This window comes from Pseudomonas fuscovaginae SE-1, from assembly GCF_000364705.1.
Taxonomy (GTDB): domain Bacteria; phylum Pseudomonadota; class Gammaproteobacteria; order Pseudomonadales; family Pseudomonadaceae; genus Aquipseudomonas; species Aquipseudomonas fuscovaginae_A.
This window is the reverse complement of sequence record NZ_AQOH01000130.1, coordinates 1-21,830: the sequence shown is the minus strand read 5'-3', so window position 1 is coordinate 21,830 and position 21,830 is coordinate 1. Positions and strand designations below refer to the sequence as shown.

Genomic DNA, 21,830 nt, shown 5'->3' with positions numbered 1-21,830 from the left:
CGGCTTGCTGGCGATCCGCCAGAGGCGGCCAGCCAATGAAATCAGCGGCGCACGGCCCGCCGCTATCGCCAGCAAGCCGGTTCCCACACCCAGCGGCGCTCGTCTTCACCGAGGCGGGCCAAACCACCGGGCCTGCGCTTGGTCCATAAACCCCGCAGATAGTGCTTCACGCCCCAGGCCATTGCAGTAGAATCGCCGCTCTTTTTTTCCAGGGCACTCGCCATGACCTCTCACCAGACCCCGCCCACCGCGCCCCAGGCCAACGAACTGATCCTCGGCCTGGAGGACCGGCCTCGCCTGCTGATCGGCCTGCTCGCCGCACTGCAACACCTGCTGGCGATCATCGTGCCGATCGTCACCCCCGGCCTGCTGATCTGCCAGGCGCTGGGCGTGTCGGCCCGCGACACCAACCTGATCGTCTCGATGTCGCTGGTGATCTCCGGGATCGCCACCTTCGTCCAGTGCCGTCGCTTCGGGCCGTTCGGCGCCGGCCTGCTGATCGTCCAGGGCACCAGCTTCAACTTCGTCGGCCCGCTGATCGCCGGCGGCGCGCTGATGGTCAAGCAAGGCACACCGGTGGAAGCGGTGATGGCGGCGATCTTCGGCGTGGTCATCGCCGGCTCGTTCGTCGAGATGGGCATCTCGCGCATCCTGCCCTTCGTCAAGCGCATGATCACCCCGCTGGTGACCGGCATCGTGGTGCTGATGATCGGCCTGACCCTGATCAAGGTCGGCCTGATCAGCATGGGCGGCGGCTTCAGCGCCATGGGCAACGGCACCTTCGCCAACGGCGAGAACCTGCTGCTGTCCGGCGTGGTGCTGGCGATCATCGTGATCCTCAACCGCATCCCGCTGGTGTGGATGCGCAGTTGCGCCATCGTCATCGCCCTCGCCGCCGGCTACGCCCTGGCCGGCTACCTGGGCCGCCTGGACTTCACCGGCATGCACGAAGCCCCGCTGTTTCAGGTACCGACACCGCTGCACTTCGGCCTGGGCTTTTCCTGGTCGCTGTTCATCCCGATGCTGGTGATCTACCTGGTGACCTCCCTGGAAGCCATCGGTGACGTCACCGCCACCAGCAAGGTCTCGCGCCAGCCGGTCGAAGGCTCGCTGTGGATGCAACGGATCAAGGGCGGTGTGCTGGTCAACGGTGCCAACTCGCTGCTGGCCGGGGTATTCAATACCTTTCCCAGCTCGATCTTCGCCCAGAACAACGGCGTGATTCAGCTCACCGGCATCGCCAGCCGCCACATCGGCAAATGGATCGCCCTGATGCTGATTCTGCTCGGCCTGTTCCCCTCGGTGGCCGGCGCGATCCAGGCGGTACCGGAACCGGTGCTGGGCGGCGCGGCCATGGTCATGTTCGGTGCCGTCGCGGCCTCGGGCATCAATATCCTGGCGAGCATCACCCTCGACCGCCGCGCGCTGCTGATCATCGCCGTGTCCCTGGCCTTGGGCCTGGGTGTGTCGCAAGTGCCAGAGTTCCTCGCGCACATGCCGGCGGCCCTGCGCAACGTGCTCGAATCCGGCGTGGCCACCGGCGGCATCTGCGCCCTGGTACTGAACTGGTTCCTGCCACCTTCATCGAAAAACTGAGGATTTGACCAGGGTGACGGCCCCGAGCGCCGTCGCCCTTCGCGCCGCGCTTCCCCAGCAAAACCTGCCTCCAAAAGTTCATTTCCTAAATTTAATTTCATCCACCCCCGCCTGCCTCTGACTCGGAACTGTCACATGGCCACCGCTTAATTGTTTCAAGAGTTTTCAGCTCTTATTTCAATTTAGTGTCCAGGATCCGAACCAATGAACAAGCTGTTTAGTCCCGTGATGGGTGCCGCCCTGGCGAGTGTCATGATGTCTGCCCACGCGGATTTCATCGATGACAGCCACGCCGACGTGACCCTTCTCAACCGCTACCTGAACCAGCAGGGGCGCGACATCAGCGGCAGCAGTGCCAAGGCCCACAGCATTCGCGACTGGGGCCAGGGCTTCCAGTTCGACTTCAAGTCCGGCTACACCGAAGGCACCATCGGCCTGGGCCTGGACCTGCAGGCCTTCTACGGCCTGAAGCTCGACTCCGGCGGCGACCTCAACGACAAGAACCACCAGGGCCGCTACCCCGGCAGCATGTTCCCGCTGGATGACGGCAAGTCCGCCGACCAGTTCGGCGTGCTCAGCCCGACCTTCAAGGCGCGCTTCCTCAAGGACGAACTGCGCATCGGCACCCTGTACCAGAACAACCCGATGCTGGCCAACACCGACGGCCGCCTGTACCGCCAGACCAACACCGGCGCGCAACTGGTGTCCAAGGACCTGGACAACTTCACCTTCACCGCCGGCGACATCAACCAGACCAAGATCCGCAACGAAACCGGCGACACCGGCATGATCACCGCCGGCGGCACCAAGAAGAGCGACCGTTTCCTCTACGGCGGTGCGGACTACGCGGGCATTCCGGGCACCACCCTGAGCGCCTGGTACTCGAGCCTGCAGGACTACTACCAACAGGCCTTCCTCGGCGCCAAGCGCCATGACGCCCTGCCTGTCGGTGCCCTCGACACCGACTTTCGTGCCTACCGCAGCCTCGGCATCGGTGGCAACGGCGACGGTGACAGCGAATACGCGGCAGCCGGCTACTACGGCAACGGCATCAGCAAGGGCCGGATCAACCAGTCGACCATCAGCCTGATGGAAAGCTACAGCCTGGCTGGCCACACCGTCGGCCTGGGTATCCAGAAGAACAGCGGCGACAGCGACTTCCCGTACCTGGACTCGGGCCTCAACAGCGGCGACAACCGCCAGGGCCCGGGCTCGGGTGCCGACACCCCGGCGCTGACCAACCTGCAACTGAACAAGTTCCAGCACGCCGGCGAGCGCACCTGGATGGCGCAGTACAAGTATGACTTCGCCCAGTTGGGCGTCGACGGCCTGAAATTCGCCGCCACCTACGCCCACGGCGATCAGGTGCGTACCGCCGCCAACAGCGATGCCAGCGAATGGGAACGCGACCTGGCGCTGACCTATGAAGTACAGACCGGCCAACTGAAGGGTCTCGGGGTGAAATGGCAGAACGCCCACGCCGCCCCGGAAATCACCGGCCAGACCATCCAGGATGAAAACCGCTTCTACGTGAGCTACGTCATCCCGCTCTGGTAATCCCCGCCCTGCTCCCGGTTCTCCGATCGTTCCCACGCTCCGCGTGGGAATGCCTCTTCGGACGCTTGGCGCCTGTTGTTGTGACGCAGAGCGTCACGGGCTGCATTCCCACGCAGAGCGTGGGAACGATCAGAAGCCCGACAATCGGAACGGCGCCAGGCCCCACCTGTGGGAGCAGGATTTATCCGCGAATAGGCCTTCAATCCAGGCGCAAAGACGTGACAACCCCCTCGGACTTTGCAACCCTGCGCGCTATCGTCAACCCAGCGAAGCGCCGACCATGCACCTTCTCTACCCCAGTGATCCTTTCGACCCGCAACAGCCGGACGAAACCTATCGCGACGAGTACACCGCCGCCTTGGCCGAGGGTCTGAGCGCATCCCTGTTTTCCTTTGACGATTTCGAGGCTGGCACCTTCAAGGCCCGCCCTGCGATACCAACTGGCGCGACCGTGCTCTACCGGGGCTGGATGTTGACCCCGGAAAACTATGCCAGGCTGGTCGACTGCTGGCAGCAGCGTGATCTGCAGGCCTTTACCAGCGTCGAGCAATATCGGCACTGCCACCATCTGCCCCAGTGGTATCCCCTGCTGACCGAACACACCAGCGAAACCCGGGTACTGGAGCCGGATGCCGACTTCGTCGACGCCCTAGGCGACCTGGACTGGCCCGGCTACTTCATCAAGGACTACGTGAAGTCCCTGAATACCGCCGGCGGATCGCTGGTCGAAACACCGGAGCAGATCCAGGCCGTCGTCGACCTGATGCAGCAGTACCGTGGACAGATCGAGGGCGGTATCTGCGTGCGCAAACGCGAGGACTATCGCGAGGAGACGGAACAGCGTTACTTCGTCTTCCTGGGCAAGGCCCACGCTGAGAATGGCGCCGTGCCCAGCATCGTCGAGGATTGTGCTCGACTCATTCAGAGCCCGTTCTTTTCAGTGGATGTCGTGCTCAGGGCCGACGGCGTGCTGCGTATCGTCGAACTCGGCGACGGCCAGGTTTCCGACCGCAAGATATGGCCTGCCATGACCTTCGCCAAGCTGCTCAAGGCACAACCTTAACGGACAGGCCCTGCCCTGCCCCGAGATAACCCGCGCCCCGCGCAACATCGAGAACTCAAGGAACGTGGCCAAACTCAACTTCAGGCACATGGAAATCTTCTGGGCCGTGATGACCACCGGCAGCGCCACGGCCGCGGCCGAACTGCTGCACACCTCGCAGCCCACCGTGAGCCGCGAACTGAGCCGCCTGGAGTCCATCACCCAACTGGTGCTGTTCAAGCGGGCCAATGCCAAGCTGATTCCCACCGAGCAGGCACTGCGGCTGTTCGAGGAGGTCGAGCGCGCCTATTTCGGCATGGAGCGGATCGAGCGCACCGCCGAGGCCATCCGTCAGCACAAGAACGGCCAGATCGCCCTGGTGACCTTGCCGGCGTTCTCCCAAGCCGTGCTGCCGATGGTCTGCCAACGCTTTCTGGAACAGTTTCCGGAGGTCGCCCTCAGCATCACCCCGCAGGAACCGCCCCTGCTCAATGAATGGCTGTCCTCCCAGCGCTACGACCTGGGCCTGATCGAAGACGCCAACATCCCGATCGGCACCGAAAGCGACTGCGTGTTCACCTCGGACATGGTCTGCGTCCTGCCGCCGGACCACCCCCTGACGGCCAAGTCGGTGCTTGCGCCCGAGGACTTCGAAGGCGAGCCGTTCATTTCACTGGCCGCCAACGATCCTTACCGCAAGAAGATCGATGCCTTGTTCCAGGAGCACGGTATAAACCGCCGACTGCAGGTGGAAACCCATAGCGCGGCCGCAGTGTGCAGCACCGTCGCCCACGGTGTCGGCGTGTCCACCATCAACCCGCTGACAGCGCTCTCCTACGTCAACCTCGGACTGACCATTCGCCGCTTCGCACTGTCGATCCCCTATTCCATCCGCGTGGTGCGCCCGCTGCATCGCCCCCATTCCGTGCTGGTCGACCAGTTCGTCGAGGCCCTGCGCGAATGCTGCCAGGCACTCGAAGCCCAACTGGCCGAGATCCCGTAGCAATCACTCATGAACAAACGGGGCCAACCATCCATATCAGAAATGAATGGATACCCCGCAAACTGATATTTTTTATTCCCACAGCCCGATGCTAAAAATGCGCACCCAGGCCCGGTGCGCGTCAGGACAGCGCTCGACCGCACCGACCTGGCTTCAGCCCACCTGGTGAACCCCAGGGAAAATGCCTTTCAGCCCGAGCTTGCCCCATGACCCTCGAACAGCACGCCGCACACGTTGCCAAAACCTATGGCACCCCCGTCTGGATCTATGACGCCGCCGTCATCCGCGATCGCATCCGCACGCTGAAGACCTTCGACACCGTGCGCTTCGCCCAGAAAGCCCTGTCGAACCTGTCGATCCTCGGCCTGATGCGCGAGGAAGGCGTGAAACTCGACGCCGTGTCCCTCGGCGAAATCGAGCGGGCGATCAAGGCCGGCTTCAACCCGCGCAGCAACGTCGAGGGCCCGTCGGACCTGGTCTACACCTCGGACGTGTTCGATCGCCAGACCCTGGCGCGCATCGTCGAGCTGGGTGTCGAGGCCAACCTCGGTTCACTGGACATGATCCAGCAACTGGGCGAGCTGTCGCCCGGGCACCGCGTGTGGCTGCGCATCAACCCGGGTTTCGGCCACGGCCACAGCCCCAAGACCAACACCGGCGGCCCCAACAGCAAGCACGGCATCTGGCACGAGCAGCTTCAGCAGGCACTCGAACGGCTGAACCGCTACGAGTTGCACCTGGTCGGCGTGCACGTGCACATCGGCTCCGGCGTCGACTATGGCCATCTGGGCCAGGTCTGCGAGGCCGTCAGCCAACTGCTGGAACAGATCGACCAGCCGATCGAGGCGCTGTCGGCCGGGGGCGGACTGTCGGTGCCTTACCGCGAAGGCGAGGAACCGATCGATGTGGAGCACTACTTCTCGCTGTGGGACGCGGTGCGCCGCCACGCCCAGACCCGCTACGGCCGCCCGATCCGCCTGGAGCTGGAGCCTGGCCGCTTCCTGGTGGCCGAATCGGGCACGCTGGTCTGCGAAGTCCGTGCGGTCAAACAACAGGGCGCCAACCCCTTCACGCTGGTCGACGCCGGCTTCAACGAACTGATCCGCCCAACGCTCTACGGCAGCTACCATCGCGTGTCGCTGGTGGCCCAGGCACCGGAGCGCGCCCCGATCAACACCCTGATCGCCGGCCCGCTGTGCGAATCCGGTGACGTCTTCACCCTCGCCGGCGACGGGGCGCTGCGCTTCGAAACCCTGAGCCGGCCAAGCATCGGCGACCTGATCCTGTTCCACAACGCCGGGGCCTATGGCTCGACCATGTCCTCGAACTACAACTCGCGGCCGCTGGCGCCGGAGTACCTGCTCGATGGCGAGAACTCCCGCCTGATCCGTCGCCGGCAGACCTTCGATGAACTGCTGGGCCCGGAACTGGCCTGCCTGGACTGATCCCCCAAAACCTCGCGGCGCCACCTTGTTCAAGGGTGACGCCGCGTTGGCGTCAAAAGGTTCAGTGGGCTTCGCCACACCACGTTTCCACCTCGCGCTTACCCTCAATCCCCGGCACAACCGTTGCCCCAGGTCTTGTAGTCGTACTCCTTGATCTGTCCGTCTGGCGTCTTGTAGATCATCTTCGCGTTGCTAATCCCGCAGGCATAGGGCCTGGAGTCCACGCGGATCACTTCAGCGACATCTTTCCTGTCCAGGGCAAACGCCTGGGCACTGAACAGAACGGCGGCAACGGTCAGGCACTTGACATAAATATTCATGGCAACTCTCTCGATAGGATAAACAGAAACCGACCCGGAAAACCCGGTGGAAGGCGTTGGGTGCAGACTCGCAACCGACTGTTATCCGAGAATTAAGAAAGTCATGAAAAAACTTAAACAAACCGTTATAAACCAGTTAAAACAAAGTTAAAAAAACAAATCGCAATTTGTATTTTATTCCATGGAAAATCATGACAAAAAGTTCATGAAACCTGTCATCATCCCGCTACCCGGCACAGCGGCTTCTTCTGGCTGATCGGCCGCTTGCCAACCACCGTCCAGTCAGGAGCCCAGCGGATGCTGCCATCAGCCCCTCTTCTTTCCGGCAACCGTTTGCACCTGCGTCGCTTGCGCGGCCGGGTCGGACTGGCCCTGGTGGCCTGCCTGTCCTTCCTCGCCGGCATGACCGACGCCATCGGCTTTCTCGCCACTGGTGACTTCGTCTCGTTCATGAGCGGCAACACCACGCGCCTGGCGGTGGCGATCAGCGAGGGGGACCTGTCGATGGTGCTGCGCCTGGTCGCGGCGGTGATGGCGTTCATCGCCGGCAACGTGCTGGGCGTGCTGGCCGGACGCGTCGGCGGCAGGCGTTCGCTGCCGCTGCTGCTGTGCGTCGCCACCCTGCTGTGCATCGCCGCGATACTGCCGTTCAACACCCGCGTGCCGGCCCTGCTGACCGCGATCATCGCCATGGGCATGCTCAATGCCGCCGTCGAGCAGGTCAACGGCCTGCCGATTGGCCTGACCTACGTCACCGGCGCCCTGTCCCGCTTCGGCCGCGGCCTGGGGCGCAGGCTGCTCGGCGAAAAGCGCGATGGCTGGCGGGTGCAACTGGTGCCCTGGAGTGGCATGCTGTTGGGGGCGGTGTTTGGTGCGCTGCTGGAACGCAGCATGGGTGTGCAGGCCTTGGTGGTCAGTGCGGCGATCGCCGCGGTGCTGGGGCTGATCGCACTGAGGATTCCGCATCAGTGGCAGAAGGACTTCATGCCGCGCTGAGAGCAATCCGCAAACAATGAACGCGGGCCGTGCTCACCCACGACTCGCTTCCCCTGTTGCCACAGATCTGTACTCAACGCCTTCCTGTAGAAGCGGGGCTTGCCCGCGGCTACAGCCATTCCCTACCTATATTCGCCCACGCCTCGGGCGTGTTTTTCATTATTTCAAAATAATAAAACTATCCGCCCGACCAGTTATTAATCCCCGTCGAAAATATCAAATTTCCACTTACAAAAGAGCAGCCTCTCTTTTCTTTCAACCTGAAGATTTGCGAACACTTTCCTCCTGCCTGATCTATCAGGCCAGGAGTGGCGCTACTTTCTCCTGCTCACCCGCCCCCAAGTTCCAATTGGAGTCACAAATCAAAATCGGCCATCTATTGTTGGGCGCATCTCGGTATTGCGCTTTCCTGATCGGTTTCACAGCAACCCACCGCGCCACGCTCCAGGGGCGTGGCCGGCGACTGCCTCGGCCTCAGCCCCAAAGGAAACTTTTGTGCATGGCGTAGAGTCCCACCAGCACAAGGCAGTCGCTCGACTCATCAGGCGCCTCTCTTTTGCGCGTGACGTGTAAAGAGCATCCAGATGACTGACCTCAGTACCCTCTATATTCATGCTTGAGCCTGTTTGCCGATACCCTGCGAACCGCTCAAGCCTGGCGCCTCGGGAGCAGCCATGTCCGTTGTCCACCTCGTGTCCGCAACTGCCCCGGCCAGTAACGCTTCCAGCGTTGCGGATTCCAGCAGCGACATCGACTTCCTGCACGGCATCAGCCTTGCGCTCATCGGTGAGCAGGACCTCAATGCCCTCTACCGGAAAATAGTCGATGCGGCGGTCTCCATCACCGGCTCGCAGTTCGGGACCATGCAAAGGCTTTGCCCCGTGGGGCATGTCTCGGGACACGGCGGCGAACTGCAATTACTCTGCTCCTACGGTTTGCCGCCAGAGGCGGTCAGGTTCTGGGAATGGGTGAACCCCACCGCCTATAGCAGTTGCACCCTGGCCCTCAAGCTCGGCGAACGGGCCATCATCCCCGACTTCGAACAATGGGCCGACATCTCGGGCACCGAAGACCTGATGGCCTTTCGGCGAGCCGGCATCCGTTCGGCGCAGACCACGCCACTGCGCTCTCGCACGGGCCAGTTGCTGGGCATGATCTCCACCCATTGGTCGCACCCTCACCAGCCCACTGCCCGTGACCTTCGGTTCCTGGATATTCTCGCGCGCCAGGCCGCCGACCTGCTGGAACGCACCATCGCGGAAGACGCGTTGCGCGCCCGTGAGCAGGAGCTGGAACGCACCGTCAACCTCTTGCGTGAGTCTGAAGAACAACAGGTCAGGACCCAGGCCGAACTGCTCGACCTCAACGAAACGCTTGAGCAACGCATCGCTGAACGCACCGCCCTGCTGATGCAGTCGGAAGAGCAACTGCGCCAGTCACAGAAGATGGAAGCGGTCGGCCAACTGACCGGCGGCCTGGCCCACGACTTCAACAACCTGCTGGTGGGCATCTCCAGCTCCCTGGAACTGATGAGCCGACGCATTGGCCAAGGCCGCCTGAGCGAAGTGGGCAAATACATAGCCGCCGCGCAGGGCGCGGCCAACCGTGCGGCGTCACTTACTCATCGCCTGCTGGCCTTCTCCCGCCGGCAAACGCTTGAGCCACGTGCCACCAACGCCAACTCGCTGATGTATGGCATGGCCGAGCTGATCCAGCGGACCGCCGGACCGACCGTCATCCTCGAGACCAGGGCCGCCGAGGATGCCTGGCCCATCCACGTTGATTCCAGCCAGTTGGAAAACACCCTGCTCAACCTTTGCATCAATTCGCGAGACGCCATGCCACACGGTGGGCGCATCACCCTGGAAACGAGCAACCAGTGGCTGGATCGCACCGCGGCCCGCGCCCACAACATTCCGGAAGGGCCCTACCTGTGCCTGTCCGTGACCGACACCGGTACCGGGATGTCCCCGGAAGTGATGGGCCGGGTGTTCGAGCCGTTCTTCACCACCAAGCCGCTCGGCCAGGGAACAGGCCTGGGCCTGTCGATGATCTATGGCTTCGTCCAGCAATCGGGTGGGCAAATTCACATCCGGTCGGCGCTGGGTGAAGGCACCTGCGTCTCGATCTACCTTCCGCGGTACCAGGGCATCCCACTCAATGCCGAAGCCATGCCTGACCTGTCGACCCAATCCACGGCGCAGCACTGTGAAACCATCCTGCTGGTGGACGATGAGTCAACGGTGCGCATGCTGCTCGCCGATTACCTGGGGGAGCTGGGCTACACCGTCATCCAGGCCGCCGACAGTCTGGAAGGGCTGAGGTTGCTGAGGTCCGGCGCGCAAATCGACCTGCTGCTGACGGATGTGGGCCTGCCCGGTGGAATGAATGGCCGGCAAATGGCAGAGGCCGGCATGGACCTGCGTCCCCAACTCAAGGTCCTGTTCATCACGGGCTATGCCGAGAACTCGGCGATCAGCGACGGCGAGTTGCCCTGCGGCATGCAGGTGATGACCAAGCCGTTTGTGCTGGATAGTCTGGAGAGTCGTATTCGGGAGATATTGACGGTGTAGGTTCTCACAGTACCATCGGTTAAAGCGGGGCTTGCGAAACGCAAGACGCTGGGATGGCTGACCGGTGCAACTGATGCCCTGGTACAAGATGTTGCTGGGGCGGTGTTGGCTCGATGTAGAGAACAGGATAGGCGTACAGGCACTGGTGGTCAGCGCTTCGAGCACCACCGTGCTGATGTCATTGCGCTAGAAATTCATCATCCGGAACAGCAGGGTCTAATGACTCGGCGAGGGGTAGCCCCGGTGCACTGACCACGATACCGTCCGCCTGCGCCCACAACGGCTGCCAGAACATAACGTTCGCCAATAGGAAGACCAGCCCCCGCTTGGGCACCCCCAGGAAATGGTCACGGTTTTTCAGGGCAGCAGAAGGCTGCCCCACGAGGAAGGCGAACTGGCGAACGTCCATGTCAAAAATCTCGGCGCCCCACGCAAAAAATGGGCGACCTGGCCTTCTTCATGAAGGTACAGATTGCCCGCTTCTCACATGAGTAATATTAAAATAATGCTGCGATATTAATTAGCCATCATCTTGGCATCAATATTTCGATAACGTCGCAAATACAAGACCTTAGCATCGCCAGAAAACATCACCGGGGTCGGTGGTGGCGTCATTCGCGATATCGTGCTGGCACAGATTCCGACGGTGCTGCAGGCGGACCTGTATGCCAGCTCCGCCTTCATCGGCGCCGCCGTGCTGATCATCGCCCGCCGCCTGGGCGTACCACCGGTCACCGCAGCACTGCTGGCCGCCGCAGCCTGCATCGCTTTGCGCCTGGCCTCCGTGAATTGGGACTGGCAACTGCCGAGAATCACGGTTTGAAACAGAAAGCAGACACACCCAGACGAGCCAAAGCGGGACAACTCCCTTTCCCCTGAATGAAATTTCCTAGAAAATCCCGAGCGCTTGTTTGCGCCTGATCCCGTGGCTAGGCTTCGACTCGTCACTGCTCATCAGTGATCGGGTTTGGTAGCCCGCGTTATCTCCAGGCGCATAAAGCGCTCATCTCCATGCAATTGGACGCCGTCTTGTGTCCGTCTGCATGCGTCATGGCGGCTGTGCGTAGGGCGTCCTCGGACGCGCCGGGTTCCTGGAGTTCCGGTCTACCAACCTGCGTACAGCCACCACCCAATCGTTTGGTAGCGATAAGTGATGGCACCACTACTTCAGGAGCGCATCAATGTTCAAGATAACCCCCAATCCCCCGGTCTCGCCCCATACAGAAACCGTCGCCCCTCACATCGCTGATCGAGCCTTCTCACTACGACCTCGGACCACTGCGCAACCGTCTGCCTGAACCCAAGAGCCAGGAAGACGCGCTGGTCACCGTCTACTCCATCCTGCAATCGGCAGCCGCCACCGCCTATGAACATGCCGACAACCAGACCGGCTCCAACCGCAAGGTTGCCATGGGCGTGGTGCACCTGATCGAAATGGCGCAGATGTGGATGGACTCGCTGCTGGATAAGCCGACGGCCAGAACCGATAGCTGACCAGCCAGAGGCTCAACAGAACGGGAAGCGTCGCTTCCCGTTGTCACTACCTCAAGCCGTATCTACCGATGATGTTGGCTTTGCTGGGCCTGCATGTACTGACGCAGCAGTTGGTTGATCCGAGTCTGATAGCCCGCACCTTGTCCTTTGAACCACTCGAGCACATCAGCATCCAGACGGATAGTCACCGCCTGCTTTACTGGCACGCGCAGTTCGGCACGACGAAAGAAGTCTTCACCCAACTCCGGCATATCATGGGTGTCGATGTCTTGATCTCCCAGTTTAGCCAGACGCTCCCAATCAGTTTTCGATGTTTTCGACATAGCGTTTAGCCTCCTGTTTAGTGGCTTTTCGGGCGGATATGATACGAATCACATCCCCTCGTCGCTCGGTGTATACGACCACACCCACCAGCGCCTTGATCCAGCCAAGGCCAATCCAGCGCTCCTCGCCATAGCCGTAGCGGTCATCGCGCAGGGCCAGCATGGGGTGCTGGAACATGTCCGTGACATCATTGAAGTCGATGCCATGTTTGTGAATGTTCAGTTGGTTCTTGTCCTCGTCCCATTCAAACTGCATAGGACGCCCTGTATTTACGCACGTACATACACAATACGCTCCTGAATAAAAAATCACAGCACCCATAGCGAGAATCTGACCCCGCTTAATTACCGAATAGCACTGAAACAAGCGTCCTAGCCCCCTGATCGGCTGGTTCAGATGCAGCGGATAAACCTCAATGAGCCAGATGGGAAAATATGGCAGGCAAGACCTTCCTATAATCCGAACGGTCAGTCTGGGAGGGTGTCGTCAAGCTTCAGATCGCAAAGGCGATTGCCTGGAGGGGTCGGAGGCTAAAGAAAGGACACCCCACTGGCATCCGAAATTCTCTGATCAATCTTTACTGCGTGGTGCATTAGCGCTGACGCTCGCGTCGTTGCCATCTGAGACTCCAGAGGCACTGGGATCGAGGCCGAATGAGGCGCTGTGCTCGTCCCAGTCGATGTGATAATTTTTAAAAACAGATAGCCGCTTCACCCCGGAAAAAACAAAAAAGGAAAAAATGAACAGTAAAAAACTCACCGAAACCAGCAAATTCCTCAGCTACGTTCTACGACACGAACCCCAGTCCATCGGCCTCCAGTTGGACACCGAAGGCTGGGCAGACATCGACGCCCTGATCGTCGGCGCAGCCCATTCAGGCCGCACCCTGGACCGCGAGCTGATCCAGGCGGTTGTCAGCAGCAACGACAAGAAGCGCTTTGCCCTTTCCGACGACGCACGTCGCATTCGAGCCGTGCAGGGCCACTCCACCGAAACGGTCAGCATCCAGCACATCGAGAAACAGCCTCCCGAGGTTCTGTATCACGGCACGGCCACCCGCTTCCTGGAATCGATCCAGCAGAAGGGATTGATCCCGGGCTCCCGCCACCATGTGCACCTCTCCCAGGAAGTGAACACCGCCGTCGCGGTCGGACAGCGATATGGCAAGCCTGTGGTGCTGGAAATCGATGCGCTGAAGATGCATCAGCAGGGGTTCAAGTTTTTCCAGGCCGACAATGGTGTCTGGTTGACGGAACATGTCCCGACTTCCTTCATCACCCAGCAATAGCCGCTGCTTTCAGATCACTCCGTTCTTCAGCGGTCAACGCGCGCTGCTGGCTTCCCTCCTCGACTCCTACCCCTTCAACCGCAACACCATCGCACACCGCAACCCCGCCTCATGCCCCGCGTCCATCTCATGCTGCAACTGCGCCACATGTTCCTCGCCCAGGCTCGCCGCTTCGGCCTCGACAAACCCCAGCCGGGCATAGAACGGCGCATTCCAACGCAAATGTCGGTAGGTGGTCAGGCTCGCCGTCGCGAACCGCTCGGCCCGCGCATGAGCTATCGCCGCCGCCATCAGGCCGGCCCCCAGCCCCAGCTTCTGGTGCCCGGCATGCACGGACAACTCGACGATGAAGAACGAACGATCCAGGGTTTGCGCGGCAAGGAAACCCACCGGCTGGTCGTTGTCATCAGTTGCCACCCACAGGGTATGGTGACGACAAAGCTGTTCCAGGTAGTCCGCCGGCAACGGCTCGCCCTCGGCCACCCAGGCCAACCCGACCTCGCGAAAAATGGACGCGGCACAACGCTCGACCGCCGCCAGGGCGGGGATGTCGTCAGGACGTGCGGGACGGATGGCTGGCATGGGAATCTCGGGCTCGCGGACAAAACGCCAACCATAGCAAAACCACCCCCGGATTGAGCCACCCGTTGCCTCTGCAATCCCCCTCACGCCATCGTGGTAATCTTTGCGCCCCTATTCCGCCGCCAAGGAGGCACACGTGTCCGATTCCATCCACCTGGACAACCTGCGCTCGCGCTTCAACGCTGGCGAAACCCTGAAATACGTGTTCTTCTGGGGTCATCAGCACAGCAAGAACACCATCACCGCCAGTTGCTTCAGCCAGTGGTACAACGCCGAGTTCGTCGTCGACGGGCAACGCTACCTGACCGCCGAACATTTCATGATGGCCGAGAAGGCGGCCCTGTTCGACGACCAGGACATTCGAATCCAGGTGCTGCACGCCCCGACGCCTGGCGCCGCCAAGGCCCTGGGTCGCAAGGTGCGCGGCTTCGACGACCGGAAATGGCTGGAGCATCGCTACGGGATCGTCGTCAAGGCCAACCAGGCCAAGTTCTCGCAGAACCCGCAACTGGGCGATTTCCTGCGCGGAACCGGTTCACGCATACTCGTCGAAGCCAGCCCGGTCGACAGTATCTGGGGCATCGGCCTGGCCCAGGACGACGCGCGGGTGAACGACCCCAACACCTGGCAAGGCCTGAACCTGCTGGGCTTTGCGCTGATGCAGGTCCGCGACGGACTCGACCCGGCGCAATAACCCTATCGCTCAGCCCTGGCTGGCCGCCGCCAGGGTCGAACGCTCCAGCCCTTGCCGCACCACCCACACCAGCGGCAAGGTCAGCAGCAGAATCGCCGCCAGGGTGATGACTGCCACGGGTATCCCGGTGAGATCGCCCAACCGCCCGAACAGCACCGGCGCCAATGCGCCACCGCCGATCGTACCGGTGTAGAACAGGGCGAATGCCTGCTCGCGCCGCGCCGGCGTCGAAACGTCCGGCACCGCGCCATACAGCACCGAGGACGTGCCGTTCAGGACCAACCCCAGCAACGGCAACATCAGCATCAGCCCGGTCAGCGGCAGGTACACCGCCAGGATGATCAGCAGCGCCGTGGCCGACTCGGTCAGCCAGACCGTCTTCACCATGCCGATGCGCGCCCCCAGGTAACCGCAGAGCAGCTTGCCGAACGCACCGCCGACGAACAGCAGCGCCAGCGCCACGCCGATACCCGCCGTCCCGGCGCCCTTGCTGGTCAGCAGGAACGGCAGGAACGTGAGAAAGCCCATGCGCACGGCGCTGTCGAGCACACCGGTCGCCAGCAGCGCCCGCAAGCCGCTGACGGAGCCGCTGCCGGCACCGGCCTTTTTTTCCTGGGCAACGGTACTGAGCTCCCGCCGTGGAATCAGCCACCACAGCAGCGCAGCCGCCGCCAGACCCAGCAGCCCGAGCAGACTGACACTGGCGCGCCAACTGATCAGCGTCAGCAGCAGGCCGATCAGCGCCGGGATCAGCATCTTGCCGATGTCACCGGCGAAGTTGTAGTGCGACAGCGCCTCCTTCACTCCGCCTCCGGCCTCATGACTGTCAGTGACCATCGACGATGCCAAGGGGTGCTGGGTGCTGGCGCCCAATCCGCCGAGCATCAACGCCAACAGCAGCACCACCAGCCCTTCGGCCTGCCCGACCAACAGGTAGGCCACTCCGGCCAGCGCCGTCCCGCCGATCAGCAGGCGCTCACGCCCCCAGCGCCGTGCGGCACGGCTCGCCAGCAACTGGAAACCGGCCATCACGCCGGAATAGGCCCCGCGCAGCAAACCGATCTGCGCGTAGCTCAGGCCGAACTGCAACTGCCAGATCGGCAGCAACACGTAGATCACATCGGTCAGGCCATCGTGCACCCCATGGGCACTGCAGGCCGCCAGCAGCGAACGACGGCGTACCGAAGTTGCAGCGATTCGGGGCGGGTTCAGGACAACGTCTTCGTTCATGGTTTTCATTATTCGGAACGTCAGGCAGAAGGTTGGAAAAATCAGGCGTGGCTCAGCCGAGCCCCGGGCGGTCGCCAACCGACCAGGGCAAGCAGCAGCGACAGCAACTGGAACGCGATGATCAGCACCACGCAGCCCGGCCAGCCCCACTGGCTCCAGAGCAACGCAGGACCGACGGCGCCGCAACTGCCGCCCAGATAGTAACCGCTCAGGTACCAGCCGACCGCGCCAGCCTTGTCATGGCGCGCGGTGGCCGTGATGAAGGCATTGGCGGCCGCCTGGGCAAGGAACACACCGGTGGAGCTCAGGGCCAGGCCCAGCACGATCAACCACAACGACGGCAGCAATGTCAGCAGCGAGCCCCCGCCCCCGAGCAGCACCGCCCCCAGCAACAGCTCGGACTGTGGCCGGGACCGACTCAGGCGCCCGGCCAGCGGGATCACCAACAGCGCCAGCAGGAACACCATGTAGAGCGTGCCCAACGCCGCGCTGCCCAGTTCGAACGGCGCCTGGCCCAGATACAGGCCGGCGTAGGTGAAGGTCGCCACCTGGGAAAACAGCACGCAAAAACCCACGCCATAGGCCGCCAGCAGCGGCCGGCTGCGCAACTCGCGCCGGACCGACAGAGCATCTACAGCCTGCCGCAGGACTGGCCGTGGCTGGGCCGGCAACAGGCAGTGGATCGTCAGCGCCACCAGCAGGCTGATCGCCGCCAGCAGCTCGAATCCTTCGCGCCAGCCCACATACTCGCTCATCACCCCGCTGACGAAACGCCCGGCGAACCCACCCAGCACCGTCCCGGCGACATACAGGCTGGTGACCTCGGTCACGCTGCCACCGCTCCAGCGTTCGCCGATGTAGGCCACGCTGCTGGCGAACACCAGCGGAATCAGCATGCCTTCGACGAACCGCCAGGCCAGCAACTCGGCAAAGCTGCCGGCATGGGCGACCAGCCAGGCCGGTACGCTGCAGAGCAGCGCTGCGGCAACGATCACCGTGCGTCGTTCGAAACGGGCAGTCAGCCGGCTGACGAAGGGCGCGGTAAGCGCCACCGCCAGGGTAGTCAGCGTGATGCTCCAGCCGGCCTGCCGCGCGCTCACCTGAAAGTCCCCGGCGAATACCGGCAGGATGCTCTGGGTGGCATACAGGTTGAGAAAGGCCACGCAGCCACAGAGAAACAGCGCGACACGGGCGGACAACCGACGGGAATGCATGAGGCCTCTCGTTTTCTGGCGTGAGGACTTTATAAGATAGGCACATCGGCCAAGACCAATACCGAATTCGGACCGATCGATACCCAAGGACCAGGATGCTCGACCTCCGCAGATTGCGTTACTTTCTGACCGTCGCCCAGGAACTGCACTTCGGCCGCGCGGCCCAGCGCCTGCACCTGGCCCAGCCGCCGCTGACCCGGCAGATCTCGGCGCTGGAAACCGAGCTGGGCTTTCGCCTGTTCGACCGCACCAGCCGCTCGGTGACCCTCACCGCACAGGGCCGGCATTTTCTGCCCTATGCCCGCGCCGCCCTGGAGCAGGTCGATCTGGCCGAAGTGATCGCCGGCAAGCTGGCCAAGGGCCTGGCCGGCCAGTTGAGCATCGGCTACGCCAGTTCCATTGCGCTCTCGGACCTCTTCAGCCAGGCGATCCAGGTGTTTGCCCAGCGCTTTCCAGAGGTGCAACTGACCCTGGTGGAGGAGCCCTCCGGCGCGCACTGGTCGCAGATTGTCGACGGGCGCCTGGACATCGGCATGAGCCGAAAGGCCCTGCCGGCCGACCAGCACCTGGTGCAGTCACTGTCCCTGGGCGACGAACCGCTGGTGGCCGCCCTGCCCGACGACCATCCGCTGGCCACGGCGAGCACGGTCACCCTGGAACAGCTCGGCGCCCACCCGCTGATCCTGTTCCCGACCGACTACGGCTCGGGGCTCAACGAGACCATCGAGCAGCTCTACCAGCGCCATGGCGTGGCATTGCGGCGCGGCCCGACCGGACGGCAGATCACCTCGATCATCGCCCTGGTCGCCGCCGGTCAGGGGGTGGCCCTGGTGCCCGCCTGCGCCCGGGCCCTGGCGAAAAAGGGCGTGAGCTACCGGCCGCTGGCCGATCCGTTGGCCTGCGCCCCGCTGCTGGTGCTCACTCGCACCCGGGAGCGGGGCCTGCTGGTGGAGGCGTTCATGGGTGTCATCGATGGGTTGATGCCGGTCGGCAAATAGCGCACGGCGCTGAGGGAAACGTTAACCGGACGGTGCGAAACCGTTATCGCGTTGACGCTGGCGGCGCGGGGATCCATAGATCCTTACTGAATTCTCACGCCTGCAAGGAGTTCCTGCCGTTGACGCCCCAAGCCGACTCTCCCCCGACACGCACCCGGAAACTCACCTCGCTGATCACTCGTTCCGTCACTGGCCTCGGTGTACTGCTCGGTGCGTTATGGGCGTTGATCACTTACGTTGTGCCTGACCCGAGTGTCTTCGGTTTCAGCTTCATCAGTTGGAAGAACGTGGTGCTGCTGGTCAGTACCTTCATCTACCTGGGTACCCTGTCGATCGCCTGGCAGATCCGCCACTTCCCTCCCCTGTTGTTCGGTACCGTGCAGTTCTGCCTGCTCAGCGGGCTGCCCTTCGGTTTCTTCATCCTCGGTACCGAGTACGCCAAGCCCTCGTTCGAATTTGCCAAGGTACAAGCGAGGATCATCGAAAACGACGGCAGCAATCTGCTGGGCAAACGCATGGAGGTCGTCGACAGCGTACGCTTCGAACTGGAAGGCTGTGAAAACATCGGGCGTCTGCCCACCTGTACCTTCGAGCTGACCAACCTGGGAGTGGATCGTCAGTTCCGTTTCAATGGCGATACCCGCCTGTTCGACGATGCCGGTGGGCCGCTGACCTTCGAGGCCATCCGCGTAGGCCAGGTCGAGGGAGCGGCCTGGCAGCAGATCCAACTGGTGCGCAACGTGCCGACGCGGGTCACGCTGATCTTCCAGCAGAGCAGTAAAAAACTGAGTAGAACGCCGGCGATCCGCTTGCTGTTCAACGATGACAGCGGCAAGGTACAAACGCTCAAGTTCAGCGACATCGTCATGCAGTGACGACGGTACGGACACACCTGCCCCCACTGACCCGGCTGCTCTGGCTGGTTTCAGAGCCCCTTCGGCTTCTGGCCAACCGCCTGATCAGACGGCGCCTCGACACCGAAGCGCACCAGCAGGCGCTGACCGATCCGCAGCGACGCCGGTGCGGGCGTGTCGAACAGCAAGACGCACTCGACGGTGCGCGTATTGCCACGAATCAGCGGGTCGTCCTCGAGCGTGCTGTTGCCGAACACCGCACCGATACGCTGCACACGGGCCGACAGCGCGGGCAGACCGCTGCCGCTGTCATCCGTGACTTCGGCCTTCATGCCGGGTACCACCACACCGGTGAAGGACTCGTTCAACTCGGCACGCACGATACGCGCGTCATCGGGCAACAGCACGAAGGCCGGCCCAGTCTGTGATGTCACCGTAGCGCCCGGTTGAATCAGGCGGCGGACCACCTCGGCGTCGACAGGCGCCCGCAGGCTGCGTTGCGCCAACTCATGACGCGCGACCGCCAGCTTGCGTGCCGCGACCGCCGCATCCATCCGAGTGTTTTCAATGGCATCACGCAACTGCCGCGCGGCCTCGCGCGCATCGTCGGCGCTCTGCCCGTCACCGGCGCCGGCGGCGGCGGCCCTGGCCAGGCGCCGAGCCTTCGACTCGGCAAAGCCGGCCTGTTTTTCCAGTTGCCGGGCCCGCAACCGAACCTGCTGCTGTTCGGTCTGCGCCGCGCTCACCGCCAGGCGTGCCAACTCGCTGTCCAGTGTGGCGAGCACCTGCCCCTTGCTTACCCGCTGGCCCTCGCGCACCTTGACATCGTTGACCACGCCATCACGGGACAGGCCGAGCTTGAGCAGGCCCCCCTCGACATCGATACGCCCACGGGCGACGGCCACCTGCGCCGGTGCCGCGGAAACCGCCGGGAGAGCGACCTCGTCACGGGGGCAACCGGCCAGCAGGCAGGTGCTGGCCAGCAGGACGCAGCCGGGAAAAAACGAACGCAGGTTCATATGCAGTGTTCCTTGGGGCCGGCCGTACCGGCCGGTCGGGATGGCGGGACGTGGTCATTCAGGATGCGGCCGTCCTCGATGCTCAGCACCCGGTCGACATGGCTGACCAGGCGCGGGTCGTGGCTGACACACAGCACCGTGGTGCCACGCTCGCGGGCAATCGCGTGGAGAATGTCGATGACGACCTGGCCGCTGGCCGCATCCAGAGCGCTGGTCGGTTCGTCGGCGAACAGCAGCTCGGGGGCCTTGGCCACCGCGCGCGCAATCGCCACGCGCTGCTTCTCGCCACCGGACAGCTCGGCCGGGCGCAAGCCCATGCGCGGCCCCAGGCCAACCTCCTCCAGCGCCTGCCGGGCACGCTGTCGCGCGTCCCTGGCGCTCAGTCCGAGGTAGCCCAGGGGCAGTTCGACCTGCTGCAGCGCGCTCAAGGCGGGAAACAGGTTGAAGCCCTGGAAGACGAAACCGGTGTGTTGCAGGCGAAAGCGCTCCAGTGCACGGGCATCGAGCTCGTCCAGGCGGTGCCCGAGCGCCGCGACACGGCCCTGGTCGGGCGACTGCAAGCCGCTGAGGATTGCCAGCAAGGTACTCTTGCCGCAGCCGGAAGGCCCCGAGATGAGGGTCAACTCGCCGGCGCGGATGTCCAGCGTGACCTCATGCAGCACCGGGGTGACGATGCGTCCCGACTTGAACGACTTGCCGATGCCCCAGGCCTGCAGCGAGACGGGGGCCGCCAATGATCGATTCGACATGGGTTCTCTACCTCAACAGGCTGGCCGGGTCGGCATGGCGCAGGGTACGGATCGCGGCCAGGCCGGAGACCAGCACCAGGGCCATGCTCAGCAGCAGGCAGGCGATGGCCGCCACGGGCGAAAGCGCCACCGGCACGTTGTAGCGCGCGGCCAGGACGAACATCACCACCGCCACGACCAGGCTGCCCAGCAGCCCCAGCGCCCCGACCCAGAACGCCTGCTCCATCACCACCCGGCGCAGGGCCCCGACGCCGACGCCCAGGGCGTTCAGGGTCGCGTATTCACGGATCGAACCGATGACCGCCGCGACCAGGGTCTGGCTGGTGATCACCGCCCCGACCAGGAAGACGATGCCAGCCAGGAACAACACGCCAGCCCCGGCACCGGTGTCGAACATCCAGTACATCTGCGAGCGGTGAGCGAAAGCCTCGGCGGTCCACACGTCGTACTTGCCGAATGCCATGGCGCCGCGCAGGCGCTCAGCGATCGTGTCCGCCTGGAGCGGGTCCTGCAGCCTGGCGAGCAGATAGGTCATGCGCTCGCCCCGGGCCGGCGGGTTGTCGATCTGCCGGGCCGTCGCCAAGGACGCCACCACATTCACCCCGCCCAGTGCCCGCAAGCCGCTGGTGACGCCGATCACGCGCACCCGATGGCCGTTGATGAACGCCGTGTCGCCAATCGCCACCCCCAGGCTGCCCAGGTCGGCCCGGTCGACCACGACCGTATCCACTTCCCGCAGGCGGGCGCGCAACGCGGCCGGCAACACCCGATCGAACATCAGGCCCCGTGGGCCGGTGTCGATTCCGGAGACATACACCGACACGCCACCGGTGTCGCGCGCACCGCGCCAGT

Annotated in this window: 22 protein-coding genes and 1 pseudogene; 13 read left to right on the top strand and 10 right to left on the bottom strand. The window is 63.2% G+C overall.

The window, feature by feature from the left end:
- The first annotated feature begins 222 nt into the window (after nucleotides 1-222).
- The 5 genes from K675_RS0113555 to lysA all read left to right on the top strand — a co-directional run bounded on the left by K675_RS0113555 (nucleotide 223) and on the right by lysA (nucleotide 6,643).
- Nucleotides 223-1,596, top strand: a complete 1,374-nt coding sequence (locus K675_RS0113555; RefSeq protein WP_017904056.1) for a nucleobase:cation symporter-2 family protein — start codon at nucleotides 223-225, stop codon at nucleotides 1,594-1,596.
- A 204-nt stretch (nucleotides 1,597-1,800) separates the two neighbouring features.
- On the top strand, nucleotides 1,801-3,153 hold the full coding sequence (locus K675_RS0113550) for an OprD family outer membrane porin (protein ID WP_017904055.1): 1,353 nt from the start codon (nucleotides 1,801-1,803) through the stop codon (nucleotides 3,151-3,153).
- 280 nt (nucleotides 3,154-3,433) lie between these two features.
- A complete protein-coding gene (locus tag K675_RS0113545) occupies nucleotides 3,434-4,216 on the top strand; it encodes an ATP-grasp domain-containing protein (protein ID WP_017904054.1) in 783 nt (260 codons plus the stop codon).
- A 64-nt stretch (nucleotides 4,217-4,280) separates the two neighbouring features.
- Complete coding sequence (locus K675_RS0113540) at nucleotides 4,281-5,198, top strand: LysR family transcriptional regulator (protein WP_026145170.1); 918 nt, start codon at nucleotides 4,281-4,283, stop codon at nucleotides 5,196-5,198.
- Between the two features lie 206 nt (nucleotides 5,199-5,404).
- Nucleotides 5,405-6,643, top strand: coding sequence for a diaminopimelate decarboxylase (gene lysA, locus K675_RS0113535; RefSeq protein ID WP_017904052.1), 1,239 nt, complete (start codon nucleotides 5,405-5,407; stop codon nucleotides 6,641-6,643).
- Nucleotides 6,644-6,747: 104 nt separating this feature from the next.
- Here lysA and K675_RS0113530 read toward each other — a convergent pair whose 3' ends face one another.
- On the bottom strand, nucleotides 6,748-6,963 hold the full coding sequence (locus tag K675_RS0113530; RefSeq protein ID WP_017904051.1) for a DUF2790 domain-containing protein: 216 nt from the start codon (nucleotides 6,961-6,963) through the stop codon (nucleotides 6,748-6,750).
- Between the two features lie 297 nt (nucleotides 6,964-7,260).
- On the opposite strand from K675_RS0113530, the gene K675_RS0113525 reads away from it, so the two are divergent.
- Together K675_RS0113525 and K675_RS33965 are read left to right on the top strand one after the other, a co-directional pair.
- On the top strand, nucleotides 7,261-7,959 hold the full coding sequence (locus tag K675_RS0113525; protein ID WP_017904050.1) for a YoaK family protein: 699 nt from the start codon (nucleotides 7,261-7,263) through the stop codon (nucleotides 7,957-7,959).
- A gap of 674 nt (nucleotides 7,960-8,633) precedes the next feature.
- On the top strand, nucleotides 8,634-10,532 hold the full coding sequence (locus K675_RS33965; protein ID WP_017904049.1) for a GAF domain-containing hybrid sensor histidine kinase/response regulator: 1,899 nt from the start codon (nucleotides 8,634-8,636) through the stop codon (nucleotides 10,530-10,532).
- Between the two features lie 220 nt (nucleotides 10,533-10,752).
- On the opposite strand, the pseudogene K675_RS0113515 reads toward K675_RS33965, so the two are convergent.
- Nucleotides 10,753-10,941: pseudogene (locus tag K675_RS0113515) on the bottom strand (filamentous hemagglutinin N-terminal domain-containing protein); the annotation flags it as partial.
- Nucleotides 10,942-11,121: 180 nt separating this feature from the next.
- On the opposite strand from K675_RS0113515, the gene K675_RS30760 reads away from it, so the two are divergent.
- Both K675_RS30760 and K675_RS34175 read left to right on the top strand, forming a co-directional pair.
- Nucleotides 11,122-11,355, top strand: coding sequence for a trimeric intracellular cation channel family protein (locus K675_RS30760; RefSeq protein WP_269745389.1), 234 nt, complete (start codon nucleotides 11,122-11,124; stop codon nucleotides 11,353-11,355).
- 377 nt (nucleotides 11,356-11,732) lie between these two features.
- Nucleotides 11,733-12,026, top strand: a complete 294-nt coding sequence (locus tag K675_RS34175; protein WP_420066340.1) for a DUF6124 family protein — start codon at nucleotides 11,733-11,735, stop codon at nucleotides 12,024-12,026.
- A gap of 62 nt (nucleotides 12,027-12,088) precedes the next feature.
- Here the strand turns inward: K675_RS34175 and K675_RS0113500 are convergent, their stop codons facing one another.
- The gene (locus K675_RS0113500; protein ID WP_026145168.1) at nucleotides 12,089-12,349 is read right to left on the bottom strand and encodes a BrnA antitoxin family protein; all 261 of its coding nucleotides are present in this window, start codon (nucleotides 12,347-12,349) and stop codon (nucleotides 12,089-12,091) included.
- The gene (locus K675_RS0113495; protein WP_017904045.1) at nucleotides 12,327-12,605 is read right to left on the bottom strand and encodes a BrnT family toxin; all 279 of its coding nucleotides are present in this window, start codon (nucleotides 12,603-12,605) and stop codon (nucleotides 12,327-12,329) included. The genes K675_RS0113500 and K675_RS0113495 overlap by 23 nt, the downstream gene beginning before the upstream one ends.
- Before the next feature lie 484 nt (nucleotides 12,606-13,089).
- Here K675_RS0113495 and K675_RS0113490 point away from each other — a divergent pair, with 484 nt between their 5' ends.
- The gene (locus tag K675_RS0113490; RefSeq protein WP_017904044.1) at nucleotides 13,090-13,638 is read left to right on the top strand and encodes an RNA 2'-phosphotransferase; all 549 of its coding nucleotides are present in this window, start codon (nucleotides 13,090-13,092) and stop codon (nucleotides 13,636-13,638) included.
- A 66-nt stretch (nucleotides 13,639-13,704) separates the two neighbouring features.
- Here the strand turns inward: K675_RS0113490 and K675_RS0113485 are convergent, their stop codons facing one another.
- A complete protein-coding gene (locus K675_RS0113485; RefSeq protein ID WP_017904043.1) occupies nucleotides 13,705-14,220 on the bottom strand; it encodes a GNAT family N-acetyltransferase in 516 nt (171 codons plus the stop codon).
- A gap of 136 nt (nucleotides 14,221-14,356) precedes the next feature.
- On the opposite strand from K675_RS0113485, the gene K675_RS0113480 reads away from it, so the two are divergent.
- Nucleotides 14,357-14,914, top strand: coding sequence for an NADAR family protein (locus K675_RS0113480; protein WP_017904042.1), 558 nt, complete (start codon nucleotides 14,357-14,359; stop codon nucleotides 14,912-14,914).
- Between the two features lie 9 nt (nucleotides 14,915-14,923).
- Here the strand turns inward: K675_RS0113480 and K675_RS0113475 are convergent, their stop codons facing one another.
- Entirely contained in the window at nucleotides 14,924-16,144 is a 1,221-nt protein-coding gene (locus K675_RS0113475) for an MFS transporter (RefSeq protein ID WP_017904041.1), read from the bottom strand.
- A 41-nt stretch (nucleotides 16,145-16,185) separates the two neighbouring features.
- Entirely contained in the window at nucleotides 16,186-17,358 is a 1,173-nt protein-coding gene (locus K675_RS0113470) for an MFS transporter (RefSeq protein ID WP_017904040.1), read from the bottom strand.
- Between the two features lie 95 nt (nucleotides 17,359-17,453).
- On the opposite strand from K675_RS0113470, the gene K675_RS0113465 reads away from it, so the two are divergent.
- Nucleotides 17,454-18,356 (top strand): LysR family transcriptional regulator, encoded by a 903-nt coding sequence (locus K675_RS0113465; RefSeq protein ID WP_017904039.1) that lies wholly within the window; start codon nucleotides 17,454-17,456, stop codon nucleotides 18,354-18,356.
- 119 nt (nucleotides 18,357-18,475) lie between these two features.
- Nucleotides 18,476-19,231, top strand: a complete 756-nt coding sequence (locus K675_RS0113460; protein ID WP_017904038.1) for a hypothetical protein — start codon at nucleotides 18,476-18,478, stop codon at nucleotides 19,229-19,231.
- A gap of 50 nt (nucleotides 19,232-19,281) precedes the next feature.
- Here the strand turns inward: K675_RS0113460 and K675_RS0113455 are convergent, their stop codons facing one another.
- From K675_RS0113455 to K675_RS0113445, 3 genes are all read right to left on the bottom strand, one after another.
- Nucleotides 19,282-20,229, bottom strand: coding sequence for an efflux RND transporter periplasmic adaptor subunit (locus K675_RS0113455; protein ID WP_017904037.1), 948 nt, complete (start codon nucleotides 20,227-20,229; stop codon nucleotides 19,282-19,284).
- Entirely contained in the window at nucleotides 20,226-20,978 is a 753-nt protein-coding gene (locus K675_RS0113450) for an ABC transporter ATP-binding protein (protein WP_026145167.1), read from the bottom strand. The genes K675_RS0113455 and K675_RS0113450 overlap by 4 nt, the downstream gene beginning before the upstream one ends.
- Nucleotides 20,979-20,985: 7 nt before the next feature.
- Nucleotides 20,986-21,830: ABC transporter permease (locus tag K675_RS0113445; protein WP_017904035.1), on the bottom strand; the 845-nt coding region annotated here is incomplete at its 5' end.

Excerpts from the sequence above, each read along its gene's own strand:
- K675_RS0113545 (WP_017904054.1), top strand. The coding sequence starts at position 3,434 with ATGCACCTTCTCTACCCCAGTGATCCTTTCGACCCGCAACAGCCGGAC.
- lysA (WP_017904052.1), top strand. The coding sequence starts at position 5,405 with ATGACCCTCGAACAGCACGCCGCACACGTTGCCAAAACCTATGGCACC.
- K675_RS0113495 (WP_017904045.1), bottom strand. The coding sequence starts at position 12,605 with ATGCAGTTTGAATGGGACGAGGACAAGAACCAACTGAACATTCACAAA.
- K675_RS0113455 (WP_017904037.1), bottom strand. The coding sequence starts at position 20,229 with ATGAACCTGCGTTCGTTTTTTCCCGGCTGCGTCCTGCTGGCCAGCACC.
- K675_RS0113555 (WP_017904056.1), top strand. The coding sequence starts at position 223 with ATGACCTCTCACCAGACCCCGCCCACCGCGCCCCAGGCCAACGAACTG.
- K675_RS0113530 (WP_017904051.1), bottom strand. The coding sequence starts at position 6,963 with ATGAATATTTATGTCAAGTGCCTGACCGTTGCCGCCGTTCTGTTCAGT.
- K675_RS0113525 (WP_017904050.1), top strand. The coding sequence starts at position 7,261 with ATGCTGCCATCAGCCCCTCTTCTTTCCGGCAACCGTTTGCACCTGCGT.
- K675_RS0113490 (WP_017904044.1), top strand. The coding sequence starts at position 13,090 with ATGAACAGTAAAAAACTCACCGAAACCAGCAAATTCCTCAGCTACGTT.
- K675_RS0113550 (WP_017904055.1), top strand. The coding sequence starts at position 1,801 with ATGAACAAGCTGTTTAGTCCCGTGATGGGTGCCGCCCTGGCGAGTGTC.
- K675_RS0113475 (WP_017904041.1), bottom strand. The coding sequence starts at position 16,144 with ATGAACGAAGACGTTGTCCTGAACCCGCCCCGAATCGCTGCAACTTCG.
- K675_RS33965 (WP_017904049.1), top strand. The coding sequence starts at position 8,634 with ATGTCCGTTGTCCACCTCGTGTCCGCAACTGCCCCGGCCAGTAACGCT.
- K675_RS0113465 (WP_017904039.1), top strand. The coding sequence starts at position 17,454 with ATGCTCGACCTCCGCAGATTGCGTTACTTTCTGACCGTCGCCCAGGAA.
- K675_RS0113485 (WP_017904043.1), bottom strand. The coding sequence starts at position 14,220 with ATGCCAGCCATCCGTCCCGCACGTCCTGACGACATCCCCGCCCTGGCG.
- K675_RS0113470 (WP_017904040.1), bottom strand. The coding sequence starts at position 17,358 with ATGCATTCCCGTCGGTTGTCCGCCCGTGTCGCGCTGTTTCTCTGTGGC.
- K675_RS0113500 (WP_026145168.1), bottom strand. The coding sequence starts at position 12,349 with ATGTCGAAAACATCGAAAACTGATTGGGAGCGTCTGGCTAAACTGGGA.
- K675_RS0113450 (WP_026145167.1), bottom strand. The coding sequence starts at position 20,978 with ATGTCGAATCGATCATTGGCGGCCCCCGTCTCGCTGCAGGCCTGGGGC.